Genomic DNA, 26512 nt, shown 5'->3' with positions numbered 1-26512 from the left:
TATAAATGATTATTTTAGATTCTCAGGATTTAATGCTTCTAATTCAGGGATCACAAACCGACCATCTTTACGAATTAATACATCATCAAAATAAATTTCTCCTCCCCCGTACTCAGGACGTTGAATCATCACCATATCCCAGTGGATGTTGGAGTTGTTTCCATTATAGGCATCTTCATACGCTTGCCCAGGTGTAAAGTGAAAGCTTCCATCAATTTTCTCATCAAATAAAATATCCTGCATTGGATGTTGAATAAAAGGATTCACACCTATTGCAAACTCTCCAATGAAGCGAGCTCCTTCATCTGTATCAAAAATCTTATTAATTCTTTCTGTATCATTTGCTGTTGCTTCAATAATTTTTCCGTCTTTAAACGTTAATTGTACATTTTCATAGGTAAACCCATTATAAGGAGAAGGTGTGTTATATGTAATTTTCCCATTTACTGAATCACGGACGGGAGCGGTATATACCTCTCCATCAGGAATGTTCATCTGACCAGAGCATTTAATAGAAGGAATATCACTAATTGAAAAGCTTAAGTCAGTATCGGGACCTGTTAATCGTACTTTATCTGTTTTGTTCATAAGTTCAACTAATGCATCCATCGCTTTGTCCATCTTACTATAATCTAAATTACAAACATTAAAATAAAAATCTTCAAATTGTTCAGTACTCATTTTTGCTAATTGAGCCATGGATGATGTTGGATAGCGTAAAACGACCCATCTCGTTTTTGGTACCCTGATTTCTCTATGTACTTTTTGTCCAACTGTTTTTCCTTGTAATTTCATCTTATCATCAGGAACATCTGCAAACTCATTAATATTATCTCCGGAACGAAGACCGATATAGGCATCCATTTGACTCATAACTTGTGCTTCAAATTGAGCGATCATGTTATATTGTTCCTCTTGTCCCCCTATCATCAGAGCGCGATCTACTTGGTGATCTTTAAGAGATACAAAAGGATAACCCCCTGCAGCATAAGCTTCTTTTACAAGGGCAACAACAAGTTCGCGTTGAAGTCCGAAATTTTCAATCAGTACTTTTTCACCCTTTTGTAATTTAATTGAATAATTTATTAGGTTTTTTGCTAATGTTTCAATACGTGGATCTTTCAATTGAAATCCTCCTTTTTATGAGATGCATCTCTATTTTACCCCATCTTAGTAAAACAATGGCCATGAATGATAACAGTTACAAAATTAGTAAGAAAGATGTCTATTCATAAGGAGATTTTAGCTTTTATGTAAGATTTATGTTTATAATAGTAGTGGATGGGTAATGAAAAAGAAGAGGTTTAGGAGGTGTGACATATGATTCTTATTTTATATTTAAGTGTTGCTTTAATTGCCATTGCATTTACTATTTTAGTTATTTATGTGTCCAAAACATTGAGGGCATTACAGTCAACTTTAACGAATGTTGCGGGAACTTTATCAGGTCTTGAAAAGCAAATGGAAGGTATAACAACTGAAACAACGCAATTATTACATAAAACAAATGCTCTTGCAGAAGATATTCAGCATAAGTCAGATAGGCTGAACACAGTAGTTGAGTCGGTTAAAGATGTAGGAGACACCATTCAGCAGCTTAATACGACAGTGAAAAGAGTAACGACAACTGCCTCAACAAATCTTGAACAAAATCAAGATAAAATTAATCAAGTGGTTCAATGGAGTAATGCTGCAATGGAAATATGGGCAAAATGGAAACAGAAATCGGAAAACAAGCAACAAATTAATGGTTAATAAGTAATATATCCAATAGAGGAGGTCGAACGAAATGGCTAAAAAAAACAATGGTAAAGACTTTATTATCGGTTCACTTGTAGGAGGACTTGTAGGTGCAGCAACTGCGTTATTTTTAGCACCTAAGTCAGGGAAGGAAATACGTGATAACTTAAGTGAGCAAGCTAGCGTGATGAAGAATCGAACTGGAAAATTGACAAATGATGCTTTAGAAAAAAGCTCAGGGTTAGCATCATTGGCAAAAGAAAAAACATCTTCATTGTCACAGGTTGTTACAGAACAATCCTCACAAATAATGGATAAAGTTCGTTCCATCACACAAACGACTGAGTCAGAAGATCAGGCAGAATTTGTAGAAAAAGAAATAACAAATGCTTTAGAGGAGCTTACAGAAGGATCAGATGGACAAAAAGAAGAAGCTTCTGTAGAGGAACCTAATGAAAACACACAAGAAACTAAACAATCATCTCCGGAAGTCTCTAGTCAATCTGAAGAGGAAGTAAAAACCAAATAGTTAATAACTAAAAGCAGTCTGAAGATGCTTCTCATTAGCTGTAGAAGGGTGAAACGACGTGAGTAATCAATTAATTGAAACAGTAGACCAATTTGAAGAATTATTTCAAAAACATGAAGAATTTCTATTTGTTAAAAACAGTCTAACATGTCCAATCAGTCAGGCAGCTTTTGAAGAATATCAAGAGTTTGCAGGGCAACATAACGAGTATCCTTGTTATCATTTGCATGTTCAGGATTCTCGTCCATTATCTAACTACATTGCTGAGCAATTTGGCATTAAGCACGAGTCACCACAAGCATTGTTATTTAAAGGAAAAGAAATTGTGTGGAATGCTTCTCACTGGAAAATAACAAATGATGCATTAAAAAAAGAAATTAACGGGTAATAGAAAAAGTGTCTAACTCTTAATTGAGTCAGACACTTTTTTGTTCCGGTTTAGGAAATTGTAAACTGCACTAATTTTTGATAACGCTTCGACATCCAGCTCCAGTGCATAGACCCTCGAGGTCATAAGCCAATTTAGAATATAAGGCAAAAAACGCCTTCTATTCTAAATCGTCTTATGCTTTTCGGGCCTGAACGAGGCACTTGCGCTTTTGGTTTTAATCAGTCCATTTAATTGTAAGTTCATCACCAGGTGTAAGGGGCTCCTGAAAGCTAACTTCTTGATTATTTTTTAAAAGTGTAAATTGACTGTTTGCCGTACTAGGAATTTTTAGATCAATAACAGCAAACAAGTCTTGAAAAATAAAAGGTTCAAGTACTCTCTTTTTAGTTGTAAGCTCATCACCATTATAGATGTGGTCTGCATTAGTTAACTTTACATCCTTGCGGAAAAATTCGGTAACAGGCTTTTCAAGGTTAATAGATTTTCCATTATAGATAATAGGCAGAGTTTGGTTTTGTGTTAAATCAGCTTCTTGGACAAACTCCTGAAGTGTGGGGATCTTCGTTTGTTGCATGGTGATGATATCCCCATTTTCGAGAACAGAATCTTTAAAAGCGATTAAGCCGTTTTTAATGATCTTTCCTGAAAATACCTGAATGGTATGGATCTTGTTGTCTATTTTTACAGAAAACGTTTTTAATTTATCAAGTTCTTTTCCATGTCCAATACTTTTAACAAAAGTCTCTATGGATGAAGGGATGATACATGTTACTCTGTCACGGTCTGATAAAATAGCTTCCTTTGATACTTCTTTGTCATTTAATAAAATACTTGCATGAAGAGTATAGGATTCACCATTTATACTGATTGTTTTAGAAGGAATCTCATCAAGTATAGAGCCAATTGAAACAACTGGGGCTTTTCCATCTAGTCCATTTTCAACCGTAATAATGTCTCCGTGATTAATAGGATCTTCCAGTGAGCAGTTTTCTCCGTTTTTACTAATTAATGGTGCTGTTCCATGTTCACCCGGAATGGTAATCGCCTGCCCATTAACATTTACAAATAAAGCCATACCAGGCTTACCATATAGTTTATTAAGCTGAATTCCCGAAGCTAATAAGCTATCTGCTACGGTTAAAGCTTTCATATGAAAAAGTCTAACGGAGCGTTCATTCACTTTTACACTAATATACTGTATAGGATTTTGCTTAGATGAAACAGCAATACCGATAGGAGTAACAAGTTCAGGTCCTTTGTTAATATGTTCGGCAAGTTCAAGTTGAGAAATAGCATCAATTCCTCTAATGGCAACACGATTATCAGCCAATTCTAGAAGTGCTGCAAGTCTTCTAGCTAATTCTGGAGTTTGACTTCCCCCGCCAACTAGCATGACGGCCTTTGGTGAATGATTATTATTTAGTCGTAAAATTTCATCTTTAATTGCTTTTGTTAACCGATCAATCGCTGGTGAAATTTTCGTTATAACATCTTCTTTTGGTAATTCTGCTTCAAAACCTAGAATATCAGTTATGGTAATAGTTGCTTCCGTAAGTAATTTTCTTTTTGCTTCCTCAGCTTTAGGGAAGTCCAGTAAAAATTCATCCGAAACAGCTTCCGTTATTTCATCCCCAGCGATAGGAACCATGCCATAAGAAATGATTGTGCCCATATCTGTAATGGCAATATCTGATGTGCCTGCTCCGATGTCAACAAGTGCCACATTTAATCGTCTCATGGAAGGGGGAATTAACACATTGATAGCAGCAATTGGCTCTAATGTTAATGCTTCCATTTCGAGATTTGCACGATTCAAGGCAGCTAATAAAGATTCGACAACAATCTTTGGTAAAAAAGTTGCGATAATGTCAACGCTTGCTTCTTCGCCTTGTTGATCTATTAAACTACCTATTTCCTCACCATCTAATTTGTAATGAAGAACTGAATAACCAACACAATCATAATGATGTGAACGTTCGTTTTCATGTTTTTCAGCAAGCTGTTTTTGCGCAATTTGAACAGCCATTAATTCTAAATGAAGAATATCTTCTTTTTGAATCATAGGCTTTCCACTGATCTCTATTGAAATGGTTGCTCTTTCTGTTTTTAAGGCACGACCGGCAGCGGCTACGCATACTTTATGAAGAGGACCATAAATGTGTTCAAGCTCTTCTTTTACTGAAGTAATGACATTGGCTACAGATAATACATCATGTATTTGACCATCAAGCATGGATCTTTTATCATGTTCTTTGATAACCGTGTCCATAATATGATAGAAGCCGTTTTCTTCTTTTAAAATTAAACCAACAACAGATCTTGTTCCAATATCAAGAGCAAATGTTAAATCTTTGTTTGTCATGATCGTTACACCTTCTTTAAACAGAGTTTTTTTAAAAAAACTCTGAATATGATCTTTCCTCTAATTTTGCATGTATTCATTATAAAACCAAGGTTAACAGGTCTTTGTAAGTACGTATGGCTATACACTTTACCGCTTAAAAGCTTAAAAGCGTTTAAATGTTAAAGTTTTTAATGACAATCACTATTTTATCGTTTATAATTACAACTAATTATAGAAAATGTACCACACTTTTATGGAATGATAAAGAAAACCTTATGTTGCAATACTTCATTCATTAGAGTGGTTATTATTTTCAAAAATTGATTGCGAAAGGATGAGAGAGATGAGTAATGCGGAATTAGAAGCATTAAGAGAGAGAGCAGATGAGATTAATTTACAGATTTTAAAGTTAATTAATGAGCGAGGAAGAGTTGTGCAGGAGATCGGGAAAGCGAAAGATGCACAAGGTGTACATCGTTATGATCCTGTTCGCGAGCGCAAAATGTTGAATAGTATTAAGGAATATAACGATGGACCATTCGAAAACTCTACCTTACAACATATTTTCAAAGAAATCTTTAAAGCTAGTTTAGAGCTTCAGGAAGATGATCATAGTAAAGCTTTACTTGTTTCACGTAAGAAAAAACCTGAGGACACAATTGTAGAAGTAAACGGCGTAAGAATCGGTGATGGCAGTCAATCGTTTATTATCGGTCCATGTGCTGTGGAAAGCTATGATCAGGTAGTAGCTGTTGCAGAACAGGCTGTGAAACAAGGGATTAAAATTCTTCGCGGTGGTGCGTTTAAACCACGTACTAGTCCATATGACTTCCAAGGTCTTGGTCTTGAAGGTTTAAAGATTTTAAGAAAAGTTGGAGATGAATATGGCTTAGCTATTATTAGTGAAATTGTTAACCCGGCTGATATTGAAACGGCGCTAGACTATGTTGATATCATTCAAATCGGTGCACGTAACATGCAGAACTTTGAATTGTTAAAAGCAGCTGGAGCTGTTCGAAAACCAGTACTCTTAAAGCGTGGCTTAGCAGCAACAATTGACGAGTTTGTTAATGCTGCAGAATATATTATCTCTCAAGGAAATGACCAAATCATTTTATGTGAGCGTGGTATTCGTACTTACGAGCGTGCCACTAGAAATACATTGGATATTTCTGCTGTACCAATTCTAAAACAAGAAACTCATTTACCAGTCTTTGTTGATGTCACTCATTCAACTGGAAGAAGAGATTTACTTGTTCCAACAGCGAAAGCAGCATTGGCTATTGGTGCTGATGGTGTAATGGCAGAAGTTCATCCAGACCCTGCTGTTGCTTTATCAGATTCAGCACAGCAAATGGATTTTGATCAATTCAGCAATTTTATGTCTGAACTAAAACCTTTGGTAAAAGTAAACGCATAAGAAACAATCTATTGAAGAGGCTGTCTAAAAGCAGGAACTTGTTAAAGCTACTTAATGTAGTTAAAAGTTTCTACTTATGTCAGCCTCTCTTTATTTCTATTTTTATTCATAAAAATTGAATTGACAGGTAAAAATGTAAATAGAAGAGGATGAAAATGACAGTATTCTTGTTTTTAAATTCGTATATATGTGAAAAAACGAACAAATATGTGACAACAACGTAAAAATGCGATGAAATAGATTGCAGACGTTTTCAGAGTATCGTATGATAAGGTACATAGAACGGGATAAAGTACTTAGATACGACAAGAGGTTACATCTTATTACATAGCATAGCTATCATAATGAACGTAATGAAAATAGTAAATATATATTTCGTATGTATTTGAAGGAGTGTTGATCATGTCAAGTGTTACAATATATGATGTTGCTCGTGAAGCTAATGTTTCAATGGCAACTGTTTCTCGTGTAGTAAACGGAAATCCCAATGTTAAACCAACAACAAGAAAAAAAGTTTTAGATGCTATTGAGCGATTAGGGTACCGCCCAAATGCAGTTGCTAGAGGATTAGCTAGTAAGAAAACCACAACTGTAGGAGTCATTATCCCGGATATCTCAAGTATTTTCTATTCAGAATTAAATTTCGTGGAATTGAAGATATCGCTACGATGTACAAGTACAATATTATTTTAAGTAACTCTGATCAAAATAAAGATAAGGAATTACATCTGTTAAATACAATGTTAGGGAAACAAGTGGACGGAATTGTATTCATGAGTGGAAATGTAACAGAAGAGTTAGTTGAACAATTTAAACGTTCTCCAGTACCAATTGTTTTAGCTGCATCTGTTGATTTAACCGGAACAACACCTTCGGTTAATATCAATTACGAGCAGGCAGCATATGATGTTATTTCTATGTTAATTGAGAAGGGACATAAAAGAATCGCATATGTTGAAGGACCAGCAGAAGAGCCTGTTAACCGCTTGAAAAAATCAGTTGGGTATAAACGTGCCTTAGAAGAGGCAGGACTTCCTTTTGATGAAGAATTAGTTGTCGAAGGTGATTACACATACGATTCTGGAATTGAAGCTTTTGATAAGATTGATGAATTACAGGAAAAACCAACAGCAATTTTCGTTGGTACAGATGAAATGGCATTAGGAGTTATTCATGGTGCACAAGATCGTCAATATTCAATTCCTGAAGATTTTGAAATAGTTGGTTTTGATAACACAAGACTTGCAACAATGGTACGACCACAGTTAACAACTGTTGTTCAACCGACTTATGACATCGGAGCAGTTGCTATGCGTTTATTAACAAAATATATGAATAAAGAAGAAGTAGAAAATCATATTGTAGAGCTGCCACATCGAATTGAGTATAGACAATCAACTAAATAATGGAATAAACAATGAAACGAGCAAACCTTTTGATTTGCTCGTTTTGTTATATAATAAAGGAGTTAGCTTATGGCAATTTGAAAGGAGATGATGAAATGCCGGATTGGTCGTATCATACTATGTTTAAACACATCTTAACAAAAGTACCCGGACATATTGGTAGAGAGTTTATACATAGAAGCATGAATAGCATTGCATCTATTCCAGGCGGTAACCAACTCATCCATTTTCTTGGCCATATGAATCCTTCACCGACTCTAGCTGTAAAGTTATTTGGTATACCTTTTAGTTCTCCTGTAGGTTTAAGCGGTAAAGTTGATCCTCTTCTATCAGGCACAAGGGCATTTTCAAATCTAGGTTTTAGTTTTGTTGAAGTTGGTCCTGTCACGAAAAGGAAACAACAACCAAGTGTTAAACCATATTACGAACGTGAGACTTTAAACGTCATTTTCCCTGAAGAACTAGAATCTCTGGGTATTGATGAAACGGTGGAAAAGTTACAAGGTTATAATGGGGTTAACCTTAAAAAACTTATTCGTTTAAAGGGAAGTAATGAAGAAATTATAGAGTTAATAAAAAAATTATCTAGTTTTAGTGACGCATTTATCTTAGATTTCAAGGTTGATATACTTGATCACTTTATAACAGTAATAAAAGAAAGAAGTAAAAATCTGCCTATTTTATTGGCAATAACTCCTGATCAATTATCTAGTAAAAATGATCAATTGAGCTGTTTAATAGAAGCAGGGAAAATAGATGGCGTAGTGATTGATGCAGATTGTGAAGATAGCTCATTTACTAGTTTGAAAGCTTGTGTAAATAAGATACGCTCTATACATAAACATATTCCTCTAATTGTTTCCGGGGGAATAAACGAACCAGAAGATGCCTTAGAGATCTATCATGCGGGAGTAAATTTGTTTATGTTATCTTCAGGATATATTACTTCAGGCCCGGGGTTACCAAAAAGAATTAATGAATTACTAGATAATAACCAAAAGAGGGAACCCGAGATTTTCTCTGGGTGGATTTGGTATTGGTTATTTGGTCTTGCTGTTTTCATAGGTGGTTTATTAGCATTATTATTTAGTATGACAAGAATTGTCTTGCCTTATGATGAGCACTTTTTAGGCATTTCAAGAAACGACATTTTGAACTTTAACAAAAACCTTCTCTATTTCATGGCACACGATCGAATGACTTTAGCAGGAACAATGATTTCTGGTGGAATTTTATATATGAGTTTAGCTAGATATGGAATAAAATATGGTATTCATTGGTGTAGAAAAGCTGTCAATATTGGTGCTATTACAGGCTTTCTTGGAATATTACTTTTTATAGGATTTGGCTATTTCGATTGGTTGCATGGGCTATTTTGGCTCATTTTATTACCATTCTTTTTAAAAGGGTATTTTTCTACAAAAACGATAAATGCGACTCCAGTTTCAGTTAATAAGCGCAATCATCAGGCTTGGAAGCTGAGTTTATATGGACAATTAGCTTTTATTATTTTAGGATTTGCCTTCATCATTGGTGGACTTGTTATTTCTTATATAGGGGCAACTTTTGTGTTTGTTCAAACAGATATTGGTTATTTGTGTATGCCGCCTGAAATGATAAAGAAATATAATGAAGCTTTAATTCCAGTGATTGCACACGATCGAGCGGGTTTTGGAAGTGCACTATTTAGTGTTGGATTACTTGTTTTGATGATTTCTTTGTGGGGATTCCGTGAAGGTGATAAATGGGTATGGTGGAGTATGCTTATTGGAGGATTTCCTGCATTTTTAGCAGGGATCACCATTCACTTCGTTATTGGCTACACAACATTTGCTCATTTACTACCGGCTTATGTTGCGGTTGCTCTGTATATTTTTGGACTCATTTTCACCTATTCCTTTTTAATGAAAGGTGAAAATAAGTAACAAAAAAATAGAAGCACATTTTAAGTGTGTTTCTATTTTTTTGAATGTTTTCTATTTACTAGGTCGGATAGGTAAAAGTGCTTTTTCAACTGTTAAGGCATTTTTTTCTTCAATTTCTGCTTTTCTAGGGATCGGCTTATAAAGATCTTCATGATCGTACCAACGCTCTGGTAATTTAACTGGAGATTTTTTTTGCCATTTATCTATCCATGATTTAGGGATGGTATCCGGTATGTTTTTTTGATTCATTTCAAGCCATATTAAGCTCCATGCTCTAGGAACAACTCTCCAAATATCATAGCCTCCACCACCAACTGCAATCCATCGTCCATCGCAATATTTGTGGGCAATTTCATGAGCAATTTTAGGAATTTCGTGATAAATGGCCATTGTAGCCGATAAGTGTGTTAAGGGATCATGATAATGTGCATCAGCTCCGTTTTGTGTTAGAATAACATCTGGTTTAAAAAAAGCGGCAACCTCCTCTATAGAGGTACGATAGGCATCAAGCCATGACTCATCCTCTGTGAATGCATCTAAAGGAATGTTAAAGGAGTAGCCATATCCTTTACCGGCGCCACGTTCTGTTACATTTCCTGTTCCAGGGAATAGGTATCTGCCCGTTTCATGGATAGAAAGTGTACATACATTTGGATCATCATAAAAAGTCCATTGAACTCCATCACCATGATGAGCATCAGTATCGATATATAAAACTTTTACACCATATTTCTCCTGCATATATTTTATGGCTACAGAGCTATCATTATAAATGCAAAATCCGGATGCTTTTCCTCTAAAACCATGATGTAGACCTCCACCAAAATTTGCTGCATGTGTTGCTTTCCCTTCCATTACATAATCAACAGCAGTTAAGGTTCCTCCTACAAGTAATGAACTCGCTTCGTGCATGTTAGGAAAGATTGGAGTATCTTCTGTGCCGATCCCGTAGTTTAGTGCTTCCTCATTCTGTAATTTTCCATGTCCAGCTAATTCTACAGCTTTAATATATTTTCGATCATGAACAAGTGCTAATTCATCTATTGTAGCCATTCTAGGTGTAACGAGGTCTGCTTCATCAAGTGCCTTTATCTCTTTTAGTAGATCATAAGTTAGTTCAACTCGTAATTGATTAAAAGGATGATCATTATGAAACTTATATTGCTGAAATAGGGGGAGTAGACAAATACAGTATCTTTCTTTGTCATCTAGCATTCTCCGACATATCAGGTGATAATACTTGATATCCTTCAGCTTTTAGGTCATTTATGATCATTGTGACATTTATTGTTTGAATACGGAAAACAAGTATTTTAAATTTTTCGTCCGTATCAGGATAGATAAGAGCACTTGCAATATTTGCTTTTCTTTTTAGAAAAATGGAAGCAACCTCAGCTAACATTCCAGCTTTATTCGGAACCTTTATTTCAATATGTGATGCAGGTTGGTCAGCACCCGTTAGTTTTACAAATGTATGTAATAAATCCGACTCGGTAATTAGCCCAACAAGCTGATGATCCTGAAGAATTGGTAAACAACCAATTCTGTTATCAATTAAAATGGCTGCCACTTCTTCAACAAAGTCTAGTGGATGTCCGGTAATAAGATTTGTGGACATAATTTTTTTAATAGGTTTGTTTAAAAAATCCTCTTTTAGCTCCAGCTGGAAAATAGATGGGCGGCATCTTTAACATCTCTTTCCGTCACAATCCCAACCAATTGATTAGCTTCGTTAACAATTGGAATATGACGTATTTTATTTTTTTTCATTGATGCTAGTGCGAGACTTATAGGATCATCAGAACGTAAGGTAATGATGTCTTGCTTCATGATTTGTCTAACAATCATTGTTTTTCCCTCCCAGGGTTTAGGTTAGCGACGATCTGTTTATCTATATGAATCAATACATGAAACGGTTTTTAAACCGCAGCTGATCAAACTTCTGAACAGATTCAGAATGGATTCTTTTTCCTATTCTAGCCATAAGGCAATTTGCTGGGTGGGAACTTATTTCAGGTTCATCTGTAGCGTACCATTCTAAACCACCAGCATTCATCATTTTTTCCATTACTTTTCTGTATTCCCACACATTTAATCCAGATCCTTTTAAGTCCCAATGCCAATAGTACTCTGTTGTAATGATAATATAATCTTCCATTGCATCATCCATCATTGAAACTCTTAGGAGATTTTTTCCTACTGAAAAACCGCGGAATTCAGGAGCAACTTCAATTGCCCCTAATTCTATTAACTCCTCCATATTTCCTTCTGACCATCTTTCAAGTGGGTCAGGGTAAAGGTATGTAACATATCCAATGATAACTTCACGGTGTCTAGCTATAATAATTCTTCCTTCAGGTAATCCTGCGATTTCCACCAATGCTTTTTGTTGTTGTTTAGGCTGACGAAAGGCTACTAATCCTTCGTGAAATTCGTAGCCTGCAAGCTTATCAGGTGGAATTGGCCCTTCAATAAAAATACTACCGATCGGTGTTTTTAATTCTTTTGCATTATATGTCTTAGGATGATTCATTAGGTCACCGCCCTTAATTGTAATAGAATTGTTCTTCAGTTGATTCACAGATTTTTAGAAAAAACAATGTGAAATTAAATTTTTAAAAAGTGATTTTAATAAAAGTCTATTATTTGGCATACCTTGTTAATTTTTATAACAGTAGCTGTAAAAATTGGTTCGTTCCATTGCGGTCCAGACACTTTCTTTCCGCGGGGAGGAAGCTGAGCCTCCTCGGCTTCGCCTGCGGGGTCTCAGCCTTTCCTCTACCTCCCGCAGGAGTGAAGTGTCTTCGCTTCATTCCACTATTGTTCTTAAATTAGGTATTCGAAGGCATAATCTTCCCAAATCCAAACTTGATTATAGACTAGTACGTATATTTCAGATAATTTGTGTCTTTTTCACATCTTATAGGTAAATAAAACATAACAAACCATTTTGGATTTTGTCTTAGAAAAAATCGTATCATATTGAACAGGAAAGAAAAAAGCCTTGCAAAGTATTTTCAATATACGTTATATTCAAGTTGAAGGTGGCTAATTTTTACAATTTATTATGAGTTTGTCAGTTTGATGTCATATGTCTACTATCTATTATACTAGATTAAGTTAAAAATTTAAGCGTTTACAAGATAATAAATTATATAAATTTCAAAAATTGTGAAAAATGAAGTATTGTAATATAATAGATATGTATTCTACATAAGGGGGAGTTAAGATGAAATTGGAAGCGTTGCCAGTAACGAAGGGGAATTATAATTTAACAGACTATGATACAACGTATAACTCATTTGATTGGTCAGAAGTTGAAAAGAATTTTACCTGGGCTGAAACAGGCCGTGTTAATGCTGCATATGAAGCAATTGATAAGCATGTAGAAACGTTTCGAAAAAATAAAGTAGCTCTTTATTATCGCGACCCTGAACGAGATGAGAAATATACATTTAAAGAATTAAAAGAGCTTTCAAATAAAGCTGCGAACGTCTTAAAGGATAAAGCTGATGTTGTAAAAGGTGACCGCCTTTTTGTATTTATGCCAAGAACCCCTGAATTATATTCTGTCATTTTAGGTGCAATTAAGCTTGGGGCTATTGTTGGTCCTTTATTCGAAGCTTTTATGGAAGGTGCTGTAAGAGACCGATTAGAAGATAGTGATGCAAAAGTAATTGTGACAACTCCTGAGTTACTTGATAGAGTTCCTGTAAATGAACTACCGTCCTTAAAGCATGTTGTTGTTGTTGGGGAAACAGTAGACGACTCTCATATAGATTTACTAACTGAGATGAAAACAGCAAGTAAGGAATTAGAAATTGAATGGATGGAAAAAACAGATGGGTTACTGCTTCACTACACGTCTGGTTCAACTGGTAAACCAAAAGGTGTTCTGCACGTCCATGGGGCGATGGTGCAGCATTATCAAACGGCTCAATGGGTACTAGACCTGAAAGAGGATGATGTATATTGGTGCACAGCAGATCCAGGCTGGGTAACTGGAACAGTTTACGGAATCTTCGGACCATGGTTATCCGGGGCCACTAATGTTATTGTTGGTGGTAGATTTAAACCAGAGTCATGGTATCAAACGATTGAGGATTATGGAGTAACTGTTTGGTATAGTGCACCAACAGCTTTTAGAATGTTGATGGGAGCTGGAGATGAACTTGTTAAACAATTTAACACAAGCACATTGAGACATATTTTAAGTGTAGGTGAACCATTAAACCCTGAAGTAGTTCGTTGGGGAGTAAAGGTATTCAACAACCGTATACATGATACATGGTGGATGACAGAAACTGGGGCACAACTAATTTGTAATTATCCATGTATGGAAATAAAGCCCGGTTCTATGGGTAAACCAATTCCTGGTGTAGAAGCTGCAATTGTTGATGATCAAGGTAATGAACTACCACCTTATCGAATGGGTAACTTAGCTATTAAAAAAGGCTGGCCTTCAATGATGCATACAATTTGGAATAATCAGGAGAAATTTGAATCTTATTTTATGCCTGGTGACTGGTACGTTTCTGGGGACTCTGCTTATATGGATGAAGATGGATACTTCTGGTTCCAAGGCCGTATAGATGATGTTATTATGACTTCAGGTGAACGCGTAGGACCGTTTGAGGTTGAAAGTAAGCTGGTTGAGCATCCTGCAATTGCTGAAGCAGGTGTAATTGGTAAACCTGATCCTGTTAGAGGAGAAATTATTAAAGCATTCGTTGCACTTCGTGAAGGATATGAGCCAACTGATGAATTAAAGGAAGAAATCCGCACGTTTGTGAAAAAAGGGTTAGCAGCACATGCTGCTCCACGTGAAATAGATTTTCGTGATAAACTTCCTAAAACACGAAGCGGAAAAATTATGCGTCGTGTGTTAAAAGCTTGGGAGCTTGATTTACCTACAGGTGATTTATCAACGATGGAAGACTAATAAAAAGAGCTGTTCAATTGAACAGCTCTTTTTATCTATTCTGTTGCTGGTTCAGAAGGAGAGGGAGTTTCTGGCTCTCCTTCTGTTTGTTCAGCAGGTTGTGTTTCTTCATTTGGTTCCTCTGGCTTAGGAGGGGATTCTACCTTTGGTTTTTCCTCAGCATAATCCCCAATTTTTACTATGCTTGAAGGCACTGATTCATTGCCAGCTACGTCAACTGCCACTACATAATAAGCAGCAGGATTGCTACCAACGGTTACAGATAATGATTTTGAAGCTGGAACGCTTGCAACCTTTTTAAAGTTCGTTGAAAAATTAGCTGCAGCGTAGACACGGTATCCAAGGATGTCGTTGTCTCCATTTGCTCTCCAACTAATTCTCGTTCCACTTGCTGATACCCCACTTACTTGGCTAGGGGATGCACCATTATCGGTAATTTCTTTTCCTTCAGTTACAACTAAATTACCCCATTTCACAGTGTTAGGTAACAGTCGTTTGAGATCACTAACATTACTAATATTGTGTTTATCAAGAATTTCTTTCTTTAACATAACACCTTCTTGAACAAACTCAGAAGGAGCTGTTGAAGGAACTTTATAAAGCCGGTCTTTAACAAACACATATTTACCTCTCGTTAAGCTGTCATCAACTGTAGTTGGAACATATTTTGCATTGAAAAGATCTGTTGTAACAAGACCAGCATCTCGACATAAAGCTGAAGGTAGCTTACCAGTTAGAGCACAGTAAGAACGTCTAACAATTCCACCTGGCATTTCAAATCGATTTTTCGGTGCAACTAGTTCTGGATTTACTTCATAAGCAACATTCATCAGTTTTGCCCATAATAGAATGTTTCTTTTGCTATATGACATTCCTTTATAATTTTGCTCCAGTGGTTTTGGTGTATCATAACCAATCCAAGTTCCAAACGATACATTTGGATTGGTAGCAACAAACCATGCATCTCTATAATCTTGACCGGTTCCTGTTTTTCCTGCCCAATCCGCACTGAATGAAAGATAACTATTTAGTGAAGCAGCTGTACCGCTTCTAATAACATCACGCATCATATCAAGGGTAAGATAGGCAGTTTGGGCTGAAAATACTTCGTTTTCCACTTTTTCATGTTGAAAAATAATGTCACCATTACTTGCTTCAATTTTTTCGATTAAATAAGCATCAACAAATTTACCTTGATTAGCAAAGGTTCCATAGGCATTAACATTTTCCTCAACGGTTACACCCTTTGTCATAGCTCCAAGACTAAGTGAAGCAATTCCGTAATCTTCTTCAGTTAGCGTACTAAAGCCCATCTTTTCCAAGTAAGAAACTGGATTTTGATTCATAATCTCCATGTAGGTTTTAGCAGCTGGAACGTTGTAAGAGTATTTTAATGCTGTTCTAGCACTAGTTAAGCCATGATAGCCTCCACCGTAGTTCTTTGGTTTCCATGAACCAGTCATTGGAACATCGGCAATAACTGTCCCAGGTTGAGATTTTCCGAGCTCCATAGAAGGAGCATAAACGAGCAGTGGCTTCATCGTTGAACCATTTGGACGCAGGGCATCAGTTGCATGATTTAGATTTTCTCTATTAAAGTCACGCCCACCAACAAAACTGATGATTTTTCCAGTAGTATTTTCAATTAAAACACCACCAACCTCAACAGGTTCTTGCACAGTAATGGTTTCTCCAGTATCCGGATCTTTTACCTTTTCAGGCTTATCACTCCCGTAATACCCATATTCATCAACCACTTCTTGCATCTTATCGTAAATCTCTTTGTTAATTGTTGTGTGAATTCGATATCCTTTTTGTCTAAGGTCCTTATCTGCTAAAGAACGATATTGTGCCTGTAAGTCATCATCTTTTTTAATTTCTTCTTCTGTATATCCATCTTTTTCTGCAAGTTTGACCATAATGATGTCAATTGCTCGGTCTTCAACCTCATATGTTAAATATGGGTAGCGTTCAATAGAAGATGGTTTCTTTGGTGTTAAGTTAGCGTGGATGTCATACGTAAGTGCCTCTTCATATTCTTCTTTCGTAATAAAGCCACCTGTATACATACGGCTTAGTACAGTTTTCATTCGATTAATACCAGGCTCAAGACTGTTCTTTACTGCCCCGCCATCATTTGAGAATGGTGTATATCCAAATGGACTTTGTGGTAATCCAGCAATAAATGCAGCTTGTGGAATACTTAAATCTTTTGCTTCAACACCAAATATTCCTTTGGCAGCGGCTTGAACACCTGCAATATTTTTTCCGTTTGAATTACGACCAAAATCTGCTACATTTAAATAAGCTTCAATGATTTCATCTTTCTCAAAGAATTTTTCTAGTCGTAAAGCTAACAGAATTTCTTTTGCTTTTCTGTCAAAAGATACTTCATTTGTTAATATTTGATTTTTAATCAATTGTTGTGTGAGTGTACTTCCACCTGTTTGTACAGATGCATTTGTAAACTCTTGAAAAAGCGCGCGCATGATCGCTTTTGGAACGACACCATGATGTTCATAGAAAAGTTCGTCCTCTGTTGCAACAACAGCATTTATAACATGTTTTGAAACATTCTCCAGCTTTACTTCCTCTCGCTCGATGTCGGCATTTAATTTACCTAAGTAGACGTTTTCATCGAAATAAATGAGAGAAGTTTCTTCATAGTTGTATATATCATTTCTCATGTTTTCGTATGAACGAATGGGAACGTCTTTTACAAGCGAAGCAAAATACCCGGCACCTACACCTCCTGCAAAGCATATACCAATAAGTCCTATAATAAGAAATAATAAAAGTAGATTTCCAATGACGTTATATGATATCCGGAGACCTTTGGCAATATCTTTGTTAAAAGGTGAGAAACGCCTTTGTTTTTCATCCTTTTTGCTCATATATGCATTCCCCCCAAATCTTATTTATTATAACATAATAAGATAAAAAATTTGTATGCTTTTGTCATGAAAGGAGATAATGGTTATTTAACCAGTTGACATTCTATTTCCTTTATGGTTAAAATTGCTTGTAATTAGTATATGGAATAGCAAAGATTGGATTCAGTAATGGGTGTCTCACTGTTATAGAGAGCTGATGGTTGGTGTAAATCAGTACAAAGATTCTCCATGAATTACGTCCATGAGCTTCTTTTTTGAACAGGGATTAGTAAACCTAAGTAGGAAAAGACGGTTTTTTACCGTTATTTAGCCGAGTGAGGATTATGAAAATAAATCCTAAGTAGGGTGGTACCGCGATTTTTTCGCCCCTTCAGTGATGAAGGGGCTTTTTGGCGTTTACCTTACAATAAAATATAAAGGAGGACCAAAGATGAGTGATTTATTAAAGGACTTACAATTTAGAGGGTTAGTTAATCAAGTAACAGATGAAGAGGGCTTGGCAAAAGCTTTGGAAGAAGGAGAGATTAGCCTATATTCAGGATTTGACCCAACAGCAGATAGCCTTCATATTGGTCATTTACTGCCAGTCTTAACTCTTCGTCGTTTTCAATTACATGGACATCATCCAATAGCGCTAGTTGGAGGAGCTACTGGACTTATCGGTGATCCTAGTGGTAAAAAGGCTGAGCGTACCTTAAACACTTCTGATATCGTTCAGAACTGGTCTGACCGAATTAAAGGGCAGCTTTCAAGATTTTTGGATTTTGAGTTAGATAAAAATCCAGCTGTAATCGTTAATAACTTTGATTGGATTGGCAGCTTAGATGTTATATCATTCCTACGTGATGTGGGGAAAAACTTCGGGATCAACTATATGCTTGCAAAAGATTCGGTACAAACTCGTATTGAGTCTGGTATTTCATTTACAGAATTCAGTTACATGATTTTACAATCTTACGACTTTTTAAAATTATACCAAAATAATAACTGTAAACTACAAATCGGTGGTAGTGATCAGTGGGGAAATATTACAGCAGGCTTAGAATTAATCCGTAAGTCAGAGGAAGATTCAAAGGCTTTTGGATTAACGATTCCTTTAGTTACTAAGGCAGATGGAACGAAATTCGGTAAAACAGAAGGTGGAGCAATTTGGTTGGATGCCGAAAAAACATCACCTTACGAGTTCTACCAATTCTGGATTAATACAGATGATCGAGATGTTATTAAATACATTAAGTACTTCACATTTCTTACTCAACAAGAGATTGAAGATCTTGAAAATGAGGTGGCAAATGCACCTGAAAAACGTGCGGCTCAAAAGGCTCTTGCCGAAGAAGTGACAAAAATGGTGCATGGTGAAGATTCTTTAAAACAAGCAATCAAGATTTCACAGGCTCTATTTAGTGGTGATATCAAAGAATTAACAAGTCAAGAGATTTTAGAAGGTTTTAAAGATGTTCCATCAACAGAAATGTCTTCAGAGGAAATAGGATTAATTGATTTGCTTATAGAAGCGAAAATTTCTCCATCGAAGCGCCAAGCTCGTGAAGATCTATCGAATGGTGCAATCTATATCAATGGTGAACGTGTTCAAGATTTAACGAAAGTTATTTCAGATGAAGATAAAATTGACGGGAAGTTTACTGTTATTCGCAGAGGGAAAAAGAAATACTTCCTTATCCGTTATACCGGCTAAAGCGAGGAGAGAATGAATCTACGGATTTGTTCTCTTTTTTCTTTCAAATGTTTATTTGAGCAAAATAAAAAACCTATACCAATTGGTATAGGTTTTTTCAAAACTATTAACGAGAGTAGAACTCAACGATAAGAGCTTCGTTAATTTCAGCAGGTAATTCAGAACGCTCAGGTAAGCGAGTGAAAGTACCTTCTAATTTATCTGCGTCGAAAGTTAGGTAGTCAGGTACGAAGTTGCTTACTTCGATTGCTTCCTTAACGATGTCAAGGTTGCGAGATTTTTCACGTAAAGTGATCGTTTGACCAGGTTTTAATTGGTATGATGGGATATCAACACGTCCACCATCAACCATGATATGACCGTGGTTAACTAATTGACGAGCTTGACGGCGAGTACGAGCTAAACCTAAACGGTATACTACGTTATCAAGACGAGAATCAAGAAGAATCATGAAGTTCTCACCATGTTTACCAGCCATTTTACCAGCTTTATCAAATAAGTTACGGAATTGGCGCTCATTTACACCATACATGTGACGAAGCTTTTGCTTCTCTTGTAATTGTAATCCGTACTCAGAGATTTTTTTGCGTTGTCCTGGACCGTGTTGTCCTGGAGCATATGGACGCTTTTCTAATTCTTTACCTGTACCACTTAATGAAATACCTAAACGACGAGAGAGTTTCCAGCTTGAGCCTGTATAACGAGCCATGCTAACTCCTCCTTTATGTTTTTATTTTGCATAAAATAAAAACCAGACTGACTAACAATCATGCACATTTTATTTTCATGTATCCTCGCTCCAGCAGCATAGAGTTACTCGATACACCTCCTTAAAATAAAAAGGGGAATAAAATGAATTCACCATTGCACCATCAATAGGCTGCATATTTTATACACAACGAACATTATATGTTTTTCTATGTATAAAGTCAAGAACCTTTACATAAATATATAATTTTTTGAAATAATCATTAGTAAAGTATAAACTAAGTTCATTTCATTTCAATTGGAAATAAAAATATTTACTCTACTATCTATAGAATTGATTTATGATATAATGTATGAGTAATTTGACTTAGTTTAAATTTGTAACTTTTAGTGTGGGTGATTTTATGGGAGAACAATTCGTGATAACTGCTACTAAATGCGCCTTTTTTGATTTTATTAGCAAACATCATAATAAACGTTCATTATCTGATATCGTGGAAAAGCTTTCTGAAACTGTTAAAAGTGAGCTTTCAATTCGTCATGCTGTTTTTTATTTTTATAATAGTAGTGACGAGTTTTATACACAGTCTTCACCAGTTGATGATACCCCATTTAATACGTTCATTCTCAAAGATGGTGAAGCCTATTACTATGGTGAACAAGTTCTAATCCCAATTTTTCGAAAAGATAGACTAAAGGGGATCCTTCAATTAAAGGGCTTTGAAAATGAGTACTCACCAGCAGTTATAAATGAATTAGCAAAAACATGTACATCCTTCTATACCCATTGTATGGAATTAATACAGGTTACCGAAAATGAGCAGAAGTATGAAAGATTATTTCATTTAACAGAGCAATTTCATGCTTTTATGAATAAAGATGATGTTTTAGTTGAATTAATTACAACATTACAAGAAATGTATACTGACTTTATTTTCTATTTGTTTTTATCACACGATAATGAAAATAACTTGAATTTACCAATTAAAGATCTTGGATTTGATCATCAAGATGGAAATGAAATGGCTATGGAAGCCTTTGTAACAGGAAAAATACAGTTTTCATTTGATGAGAAGATAAATCAAACGATTTTATATACTCCATTAAAAGGTAAGCAAGGGGTATATGGTGTATTGCAAGTGGTCGTTAATCACGGGATAAACCTGGCTGATCAAGATAAAAACTTTATCATTATGCTTGCAAATGCAGCCGGTACTGCGATGGAAAATGCACAATTATATGATCAATCAAAGAGATTAATTAAGGATTTACAGCTTATAAATGAAACGTCCCATCGTTTAAATAAAAACTTACGATTGGCAGATACGATGACATATATGACATCAAGAATTATGGAATCTTTTGAAGCTGATGAGGTGGGCTTTTTCTATCAAAATCATCAAAATGAATTTCAAATTTTTCCAGGTAGTACTAAATTTTTTAATACGAATGAAGTGCATGTTTATATCGATTATATAAAAGGAAAACTTGAGAAGAATCTAGAAGAAATTTGTTTTTAGGTGATATCACAACATACCTGCCAGATGGCTCCTTTGCATCAGTTATGGCTGTACCAATGGTACAGAGTGATACTCTTCGTGGCTGTGCAATTGTCCTTCACAAAAATTCTTATCATTTTTCATTTGATATGTTTAAACTTCTTCAATCGTTAATTCATCATTCTACATTGGCCCTATCTAATTCCTTATTACGAGAAGAGTTAGAAACGTTAGTTAAAACTGACCAATTAACACAATTGTACTCTCGTAATTACATGAACACTTGTATAGAGAACTCAATGAAAGCTGATCGTCAAGGAACATTTTTATTAATTGACATCGACAATTTTAAGGGAGTTAATGATACATTCGGTCATCAAGTTGGAGACGAAGTTTTGGTTCAGGTTGCCAATATTATTAAAAGTAATAGTAGAGAACATGATATTGGAGCAAGATGGGGAGGCGAGGAATTAGCTGTTTATCTGCCACAAGTTGACCTTGAAGCAGGAACCGCCATTGCCGAAAGAATTGTAAAAAGGGTAGCGGAAAATACAAATCCCTCAGTGACAATATCTTGTGGAGTATCCTATTGGATTGCTGAAAATGAACGTAATTATAATCAGTTATTCAGCCGCGCTGATAAGGCGTTATATGTTGCTAAAAACCTAGGGAAAAATCAAGTGGTCGTTGAGGATGATATTCATTAAAAAAGGTGAGCTGCTTAGCTCACCTTTTTTACATATATTGAACCAAAACATCTACAAAGTTTTCTAAAAACACTTGGTCTTCTTCATTGAATCGATCTTTTATTGGGCTGTCAATATCCAACACGCCAATCACTTCACCGTCAACGATCAGAGGAACAACAATCTCTGAATTAGACGCTGCATCACATGCAATGTGTCCCGGGAACTGATGAACATCTGCAATTCGCTCTGTTTTTTTATTAGCTGCAGCTGTACCACAAACACCTCTTCCTACAGGAATTCGAACGCATGCAGGTAATCCTTGGAAAGGTCCTAATACAAGTTGACCTTCCTTCATTAAATAAAATCCAACCCAATTGATGTTATCTAAAAATTGATTTAAAAGAGCCGAAGCGTTTGCTAAATTAGCAATGCGATCTTCTTCTCCCTCTAGTAAAGCTTTTAATTGATTTATGACCAATGAATATTGATCTGACTTTTTACCATTGTATTTTTCGACATGAAACATCTAAATTACCTACCTTTTGATAAATTTCCCTTATGATGAAGAACTTTGTCGAGCGAATCATAAAGGAGTTTGATACTAAATGATTGAAGATATTATATATGAATAGGAGGTGTAATGACTATGACTCAAACAAACTCCCGTGATACAAAACAAAAGATACTTGATGCTGCCATTTACTTATTTAACTCTAAGGGATTTACGGGTACCTCTGTAAGAGAGATAGCCAATAGAGCCAATGTAAATGTTGCCCACATTTCATATTATTTTAAAGGAAAAGGTGGACTTCTTGAATATCTTGTATCACATTATTATGAAGGTTATCTTAAAATCATTGAAGAAAATTACTCACATATACAATATGGAAACACCCATGATGTGCTTAGTAAAATGATTTTAGATTTATTGCATTATCAGCATGAAAACCGTCAACTTTCTCGATTAGTGTATCGTGAAGTGACAGTAGACTCTGTTTTAAATCGTGAGGTGATGACAACCTATTTAACCAAAGAGAAATATTACATTAAGTCACTATTAGAACAAGGGATCGAGGAAGGACATTTTCGAAAGGGATTTATCCCGCATTTAATCATCCAACTTAGAAGTTTATTGCATATGCCGTATTTACAGCCACAATACATGAGTGAAGTCCTTCATATTCAACCTCACGAAGCATACTTTGTGCATCAGTATTATAAAGAGTTGAAATTATGGCTAAATTCGTTGTTAGTAGACAAGTTCTCACAAGATCGCAATCTACTTGCTATTCGATAACTGCTCAAAATATTTATAGTTCTTTCCAACATCCCTAGCACTGTGGGCATCTGACCCATAGATGAGAGGGATTTCTTGTTTTATTGCCATTTTTGCAATTTCATCATTAGGATAGACTTCACCACAATATTCTTTTCTTAATCCTGCTACATTATAATCTATTTCTAGGTTTTTTTCTTTAATCGAAGTTAAAATATCAAGTATCCACTTTTCATTTGAGAAGGTAACAGGGAAAAGTTTTTGAAATTTGTTTGCAAGAGTTATGTGCCCAATTCTTTTTGGTTTATATTTTCCTAAATCACTATTAATTGAGTGAAGAACTTCATTGTAATAGGTTTCATGTAGTACTTTTAATGAACCTGTTTCGGAAATCATTTCATTAAAGGTTTTATCATCAAAATCCATACAATAATATTGATCTTTTATCTTTAAAAAGTGAACAGATAAAATACTATCATCTAAGTATTTTCCATATTCATTTAAAAAATCAGTAGTTTCTTTTTCGTAATCTCTTATATAGTCAATTTCCAAACCAACATTAATGGTAATAGAATTTTGATATCTTTCTTTTAATAAAAGGATACTTTCAAAATAATCGCCAAGTTCTTCTAGTTTCATGGCACTATCTTCTAGTGGTGTTGGATCTTTAAAGCCTTTTGGAAGTGGAGCGTGTTCAGTGAATGTTAGGCAGTTAAACCCCTCTTTTATAGCCTGTTCAATATATAACTCCAGTTCATCAATTGATCCATGTGGACAAAATGGTGTGTGAACATGTCCATCCTTCTTTAGTAGCATATTTTCTCCCCCTTTTGCTGTAACAATAAAATTTATATTGTCATCTAGTTACACGTTTCAGCCTGTTTATTAAAGATATAGATGCCCTTTCATCATAACTGGACAAATAATGTAAAAAATTTAAAATTTGTGGTCAAAAAATGTCGTTTACATGGTATCATAAATACATTGAATTAACATTAACAAAGTCTTAGAATATATATGATTTTTTAAGGGTTTTTAATAGATTGTTAATTGTATGTTAAAAAAGGAGACTCTAAAGAGAACAATACTAATTAACAACAATAAACATATTCAACATACGAAAAAATAGATAGATACTTAATAACGCTTATCAGCATGATGTTGAAAGATGTACATCATCCGGGAACTCTTCTTCCCTGTCATGAGGATTTTGTGTAGTACGAGGGGGCCAACTATGGAAGTTTTAATTGGAATTGTCCTTCTGATATGTATTGTATTTGGTGCGGGATACATGTTTAGAAGAAAAATATATAAAGAGGTTGATCGTCTAGAGGCGCGTAAGATTGAAATTATGAATCGCTCAATTATCGATGAGTTATCGAAAGTAAAAGAGTTGAAAATGGTTGGACAAGCAGAAGAATTGTTTGAACAATGGAGAGCTGAGTGGGATGAGATTATTACAACTCAACTCCCTGAAGTCGAAGAGTTACTTTTTGATGCCGAGGATTTCGCTGATAAATATCGATTTAAAAAGTCACAAGGTGTTTTACAACATATTGACACTGTTCTTTTAACTGTAAATGAAAATATCGATAAGATTATTGAAGAAATTAATGAACTTGTTACGAGTGAAGAGAAAAATACAGTTGAAGGTGAAGAAGTAAAAGACCAATATAAACGAGTTAAAAAGACCTTATTAGCTCATAGTCATCAGTTTGGTAAAGCACATCGTAAATTAGATGACACCTTAACTGAAATAACAGACTCACTTAAACAATTTGATGCTGAAACTGAACAGGGAAATTATTTAGTAGCTAGAGAAGTGTTAGTTAAGCTAAAAATGGACCTTGATGTTCTACAAGAAAAAATGAATGAACTTCCTAAATTATTGACGGAATGCTCAGTGACAATTCCAAACTTAGTAAATGAACTAAAAGAAGGATACAAGGAAATGGTAGCATCAGGCTACTATTTAGAGCATATTCAATTAGATTTAGAAATTGAGAAGATAAACAATCAGCTAGAAAAGTTCAAAAAGAAACTAGAAGAAGCTGATCTTGATGATGTACAGGATGGCTTGCAATTCATTCAGGAATCTATTGATAACTTATATGATTTATTAGAAAAAGAAGTTGAGGCTAATCAGTTTGTTAAAAAAGTGAAAGATCAAATACATGATCAATTAGTTGAACTATCAGAACAAAAAGAAGCTACTGTTGAAGAAACAGAGCTTGTTAAACAGAGTTATCAACTTTCAACGACTGAATTAGATAAACAAAAGCTAATTGAAAAGCAGATATTACAGGTTGAGAAGAAATTTGCACATATTCAACAGAACTTATTAAATGACCAAGTGGCTCATTCCATCGTGAAAGAAGATCTTGAAGACATTGATAAACAAATTAAGCAGTTATTAGAAGAACATAATCAATACCGTGAAATGCTTCAAACTCTTAGAAGTGATGAGCTTCAAGCAAGAGATAGCTTAAATCAATTAAAAAGACTGCTTCTTGATACAACAAGATCGGTACAACAAAGTAATATACCTGGTCTGCCTGTTGAGTTCCTTGAATTAATAGAAAGAGCTAAACGGGATGTTCTAAAGGTAACAACGAAATTGGATGAAATTCCACTTAATATGGTGATTGTTAATGAGTTACTATCAGAGGCTATTCAATCAGTTAAGTCTTTAAAAGAAACTGGGGACGATCTCATTGAAGAGGTATACTTAGTAGAGCAAATCATCCAGTATGGAAACAGATACCGAAGCCGTAATCAGCAACTTGCTACAAAATTTAAGCAGGCTGAAGAATTGTTTAGACATAACGATTACAATGAGGCATTAAACGTTGCAGCTGCAGCACTAGAACAAGTAGAACCTGGTTCTTTCGAAAAAATTCGGGAACTAATAAATGAACAAGATAAAACAATATCCTATAAGTAAAATGATAAGAGGAACCAAGTTTCGAAATAATAGTGGAACTTAGTTCTTCCTATCATTTTTTTATTTAGGAAATGCGAACGATTACCTAAGTATTGAATTGTTTTTATTT

At 35.2% G+C, this 26512-nt stretch carries 18 protein-coding genes, 3 pseudogenes and 1 other annotated feature; of the genes and pseudogenes, 12 read left to right on the top strand and 9 right to left on the bottom strand.

Annotated elements, in window-relative coordinates:
- Positions 1-9: 9 nt before the first annotated feature.
- Positions 10-1125 carry an aminopeptidase gene (locus MVE64_RS07305; protein ID WP_247345115.1) on the bottom strand — a complete coding sequence of 372 codons (1116 nt, stop codon included), beginning with the start codon at positions 1123-1125 and terminating at the stop codon, positions 10-12.
- A 195-nt stretch (positions 1126-1320) separates the two neighbouring features.
- Here MVE64_RS07305 and MVE64_RS07300 point away from each other — a divergent pair, with 195 nt between their 5' ends.
- Genes MVE64_RS07300 through ytxJ form a run of 3 tightly spaced genes read left to right on the top strand, consistent with a single transcriptional unit; the run spans position 1321 to position 2657 of the window.
- Positions 1321-1755, top strand: a complete 435-nt coding sequence (locus MVE64_RS07300) for a DUF948 domain-containing protein (protein WP_098794981.1) — start codon at positions 1321-1323, stop codon at positions 1753-1755.
- Between the two features lie 34 nt (positions 1756-1789).
- Entirely contained in the window at positions 1790-2269 is a 480-nt protein-coding gene (locus MVE64_RS07295) for a YtxH domain-containing protein (protein ID WP_247345113.1), read from the top strand.
- A 58-nt stretch (positions 2270-2327) separates the two neighbouring features.
- Entirely contained in the window at positions 2328-2657 is a 330-nt protein-coding gene (gene ytxJ, locus MVE64_RS07290; RefSeq protein ID WP_247345110.1) for a bacillithiol system redox-active protein YtxJ, read from the top strand.
- A gap of 217 nt (positions 2658-2874) precedes the next feature.
- Here ytxJ and MVE64_RS07285 read toward each other — a convergent pair whose 3' ends face one another.
- Positions 2875-5022, bottom strand: a complete 2148-nt coding sequence (locus tag MVE64_RS07285) for a cell division protein FtsA (protein ID WP_247345107.1) — start codon at positions 5020-5022, stop codon at positions 2875-2877.
- Between the two features lie 325 nt (positions 5023-5347).
- Here MVE64_RS07285 and MVE64_RS07280 point away from each other — a divergent pair, with 325 nt between their 5' ends.
- The 3 genes and pseudogenes from MVE64_RS07280 (at position 5348) to MVE64_RS07270 (ending at position 9755) form a co-directional block, all read left to right on the top strand.
- Positions 5348-6424 (top strand): bifunctional 3-deoxy-7-phosphoheptulonate synthase/chorismate mutase, encoded by a 1077-nt coding sequence (locus tag MVE64_RS07280; protein ID WP_247345104.1) that lies wholly within the window; start codon positions 5348-5350, stop codon positions 6422-6424.
- 402 nt (positions 6425-6826) lie between these two features.
- Positions 6827-7830 (top strand): annotated as a pseudogene (gene ccpA, locus MVE64_RS07275) (catabolite control protein A).
- Positions 7831-7925: 95 nt separating this feature from the next.
- Complete coding sequence (locus MVE64_RS07270; RefSeq protein WP_247345101.1) at positions 7926-9755, top strand: dihydroorotate dehydrogenase; 1830 nt, start codon at positions 7926-7928, stop codon at positions 9753-9755.
- 51 nt (positions 9756-9806) lie between these two features.
- On the opposite strand, the pseudogene MVE64_RS07265 reads toward MVE64_RS07270, so the two are convergent.
- The 3 genes and pseudogenes from MVE64_RS07265 to MVE64_RS07255 all read right to left on the bottom strand — a co-directional run bounded on the left by MVE64_RS07265 (position 9807) and on the right by MVE64_RS07255 (position 12288).
- A pseudogene (locus MVE64_RS07265) lies at positions 9807-10963 on the bottom strand (acetoin utilization protein AcuC).
- Positions 10960-11603, bottom strand: a pseudogene (locus MVE64_RS07260) (acetoin utilization AcuB family protein). The pseudogenes MVE64_RS07265 and MVE64_RS07260 overlap by 4 nt, the downstream one beginning before the upstream one ends.
- 52 nt (positions 11604-11655) lie before the next feature.
- A complete protein-coding gene (locus tag MVE64_RS07255; RefSeq protein ID WP_247345098.1) occupies positions 11656-12288 on the bottom strand; it encodes a GNAT family N-acetyltransferase in 633 nt (210 codons plus the stop codon).
- A gap of 696 nt (positions 12289-12984) precedes the next feature.
- Between MVE64_RS07255 and acsA the strand changes: the two genes are divergently transcribed.
- Positions 12985-14697, top strand: coding sequence for an acetate--CoA ligase (acsA, locus tag MVE64_RS07250; RefSeq protein WP_247345095.1), 1713 nt, complete (start codon positions 12985-12987; stop codon positions 14695-14697).
- A gap of 35 nt (positions 14698-14732) precedes the next feature.
- Here the strand turns inward: acsA and MVE64_RS07245 are convergent, their stop codons facing one another.
- On the bottom strand, positions 14733-17591 hold the full coding sequence (locus MVE64_RS07245; protein ID WP_247345092.1) for a transglycosylase domain-containing protein: 2859 nt from the start codon (positions 17589-17591) through the stop codon (positions 14733-14735).
- A gap of 143 nt (positions 17592-17734) precedes the next feature.
- Positions 17735-17964: a binding site (T-box leader), on the top strand.
- A gap of 57 nt (positions 17965-18021) precedes the next feature.
- Here MVE64_RS07245 and tyrS point away from each other — a divergent pair.
- Positions 18022-19287, top strand: a complete 1266-nt coding sequence (tyrS, locus tag MVE64_RS07240; RefSeq protein ID WP_247345090.1) for a tyrosine--tRNA ligase — start codon at positions 18022-18024, stop codon at positions 19285-19287.
- 106 nt (positions 19288-19393) lie between these two features.
- On the opposite strand, the gene rpsD is transcribed toward tyrS, so the two are convergent.
- Positions 19394-19996 (bottom strand): 30S ribosomal protein S4, encoded by a 603-nt coding sequence (rpsD, locus tag MVE64_RS07235; protein ID WP_098794993.1) that lies wholly within the window; start codon positions 19994-19996, stop codon positions 19394-19396.
- A gap of 418 nt (positions 19997-20414) precedes the next feature.
- Here rpsD and MVE64_RS07230 point away from each other — a divergent pair, with 418 nt between their 5' ends.
- Positions 20415-21515 carry a GAF domain-containing protein gene (locus tag MVE64_RS07230; RefSeq protein ID WP_247345087.1) on the top strand — a complete coding sequence of 367 codons (1101 nt, stop codon included), beginning with the start codon at positions 20415-20417 and terminating at the stop codon, positions 21513-21515.
- Positions 21506-22201, top strand: a complete 696-nt coding sequence (locus MVE64_RS07225) for a GGDEF domain-containing protein (RefSeq protein WP_247345084.1) — start codon at positions 21506-21508, stop codon at positions 22199-22201. Before MVE64_RS07230 ends, MVE64_RS07225 begins: the two co-directional genes overlap by 10 nt.
- Positions 22202-22229: 28 nt before the next feature.
- Here the strand turns inward: MVE64_RS07225 and MVE64_RS07220 are convergent, their stop codons facing one another.
- Entirely contained in the window at positions 22230-22709 is a 480-nt protein-coding gene (locus MVE64_RS07220; RefSeq protein WP_247345081.1) for a GAF domain-containing protein, read from the bottom strand.
- Positions 22710-22829: 120 nt separating this feature from the next.
- Between MVE64_RS07220 and refZ the strand changes: the two genes are divergently transcribed.
- Positions 22830-23480 carry a forespore capture DNA-binding protein RefZ gene (refZ, locus tag MVE64_RS07215; RefSeq protein ID WP_098794995.1) on the top strand — a complete coding sequence of 217 codons (651 nt, stop codon included), beginning with the start codon at positions 22830-22832 and terminating at the stop codon, positions 23478-23480.
- On the opposite strand, the gene hisJ is transcribed toward refZ, so the two are convergent.
- Entirely contained in the window at positions 23463-24275 is an 813-nt protein-coding gene (hisJ, locus tag MVE64_RS07210) for a histidinol-phosphatase HisJ (protein ID WP_247345078.1), read from the bottom strand. The two genes, refZ and hisJ, sit on opposite strands and share 18 nt — an antisense overlap.
- 418 nt (positions 24276-24693) lie before the next feature.
- On the opposite strand from hisJ, the gene ezrA reads away from it, so the two are divergent.
- Positions 24694-26403: a septation ring formation regulator EzrA gene (gene ezrA, locus MVE64_RS07205; protein ID WP_247345076.1), complete on the top strand. Its 1710-nt coding sequence runs from the start codon at positions 24694-24696 to the stop codon at positions 26401-26403.
- Positions 26404-26512 lie beyond the last annotated feature (109 nt).

This window comes from Metabacillus endolithicus, assembly GCF_023078335.1.
Classification (GTDB): Bacteria; Bacillota; Bacilli; order Bacillales; family Bacillaceae; genus Metabacillus; species Metabacillus endolithicus.
The sequence above is the reverse complement of the archived record's forward strand: the minus strand, read 5'-3'. Positions and strand labels throughout refer to the sequence as shown.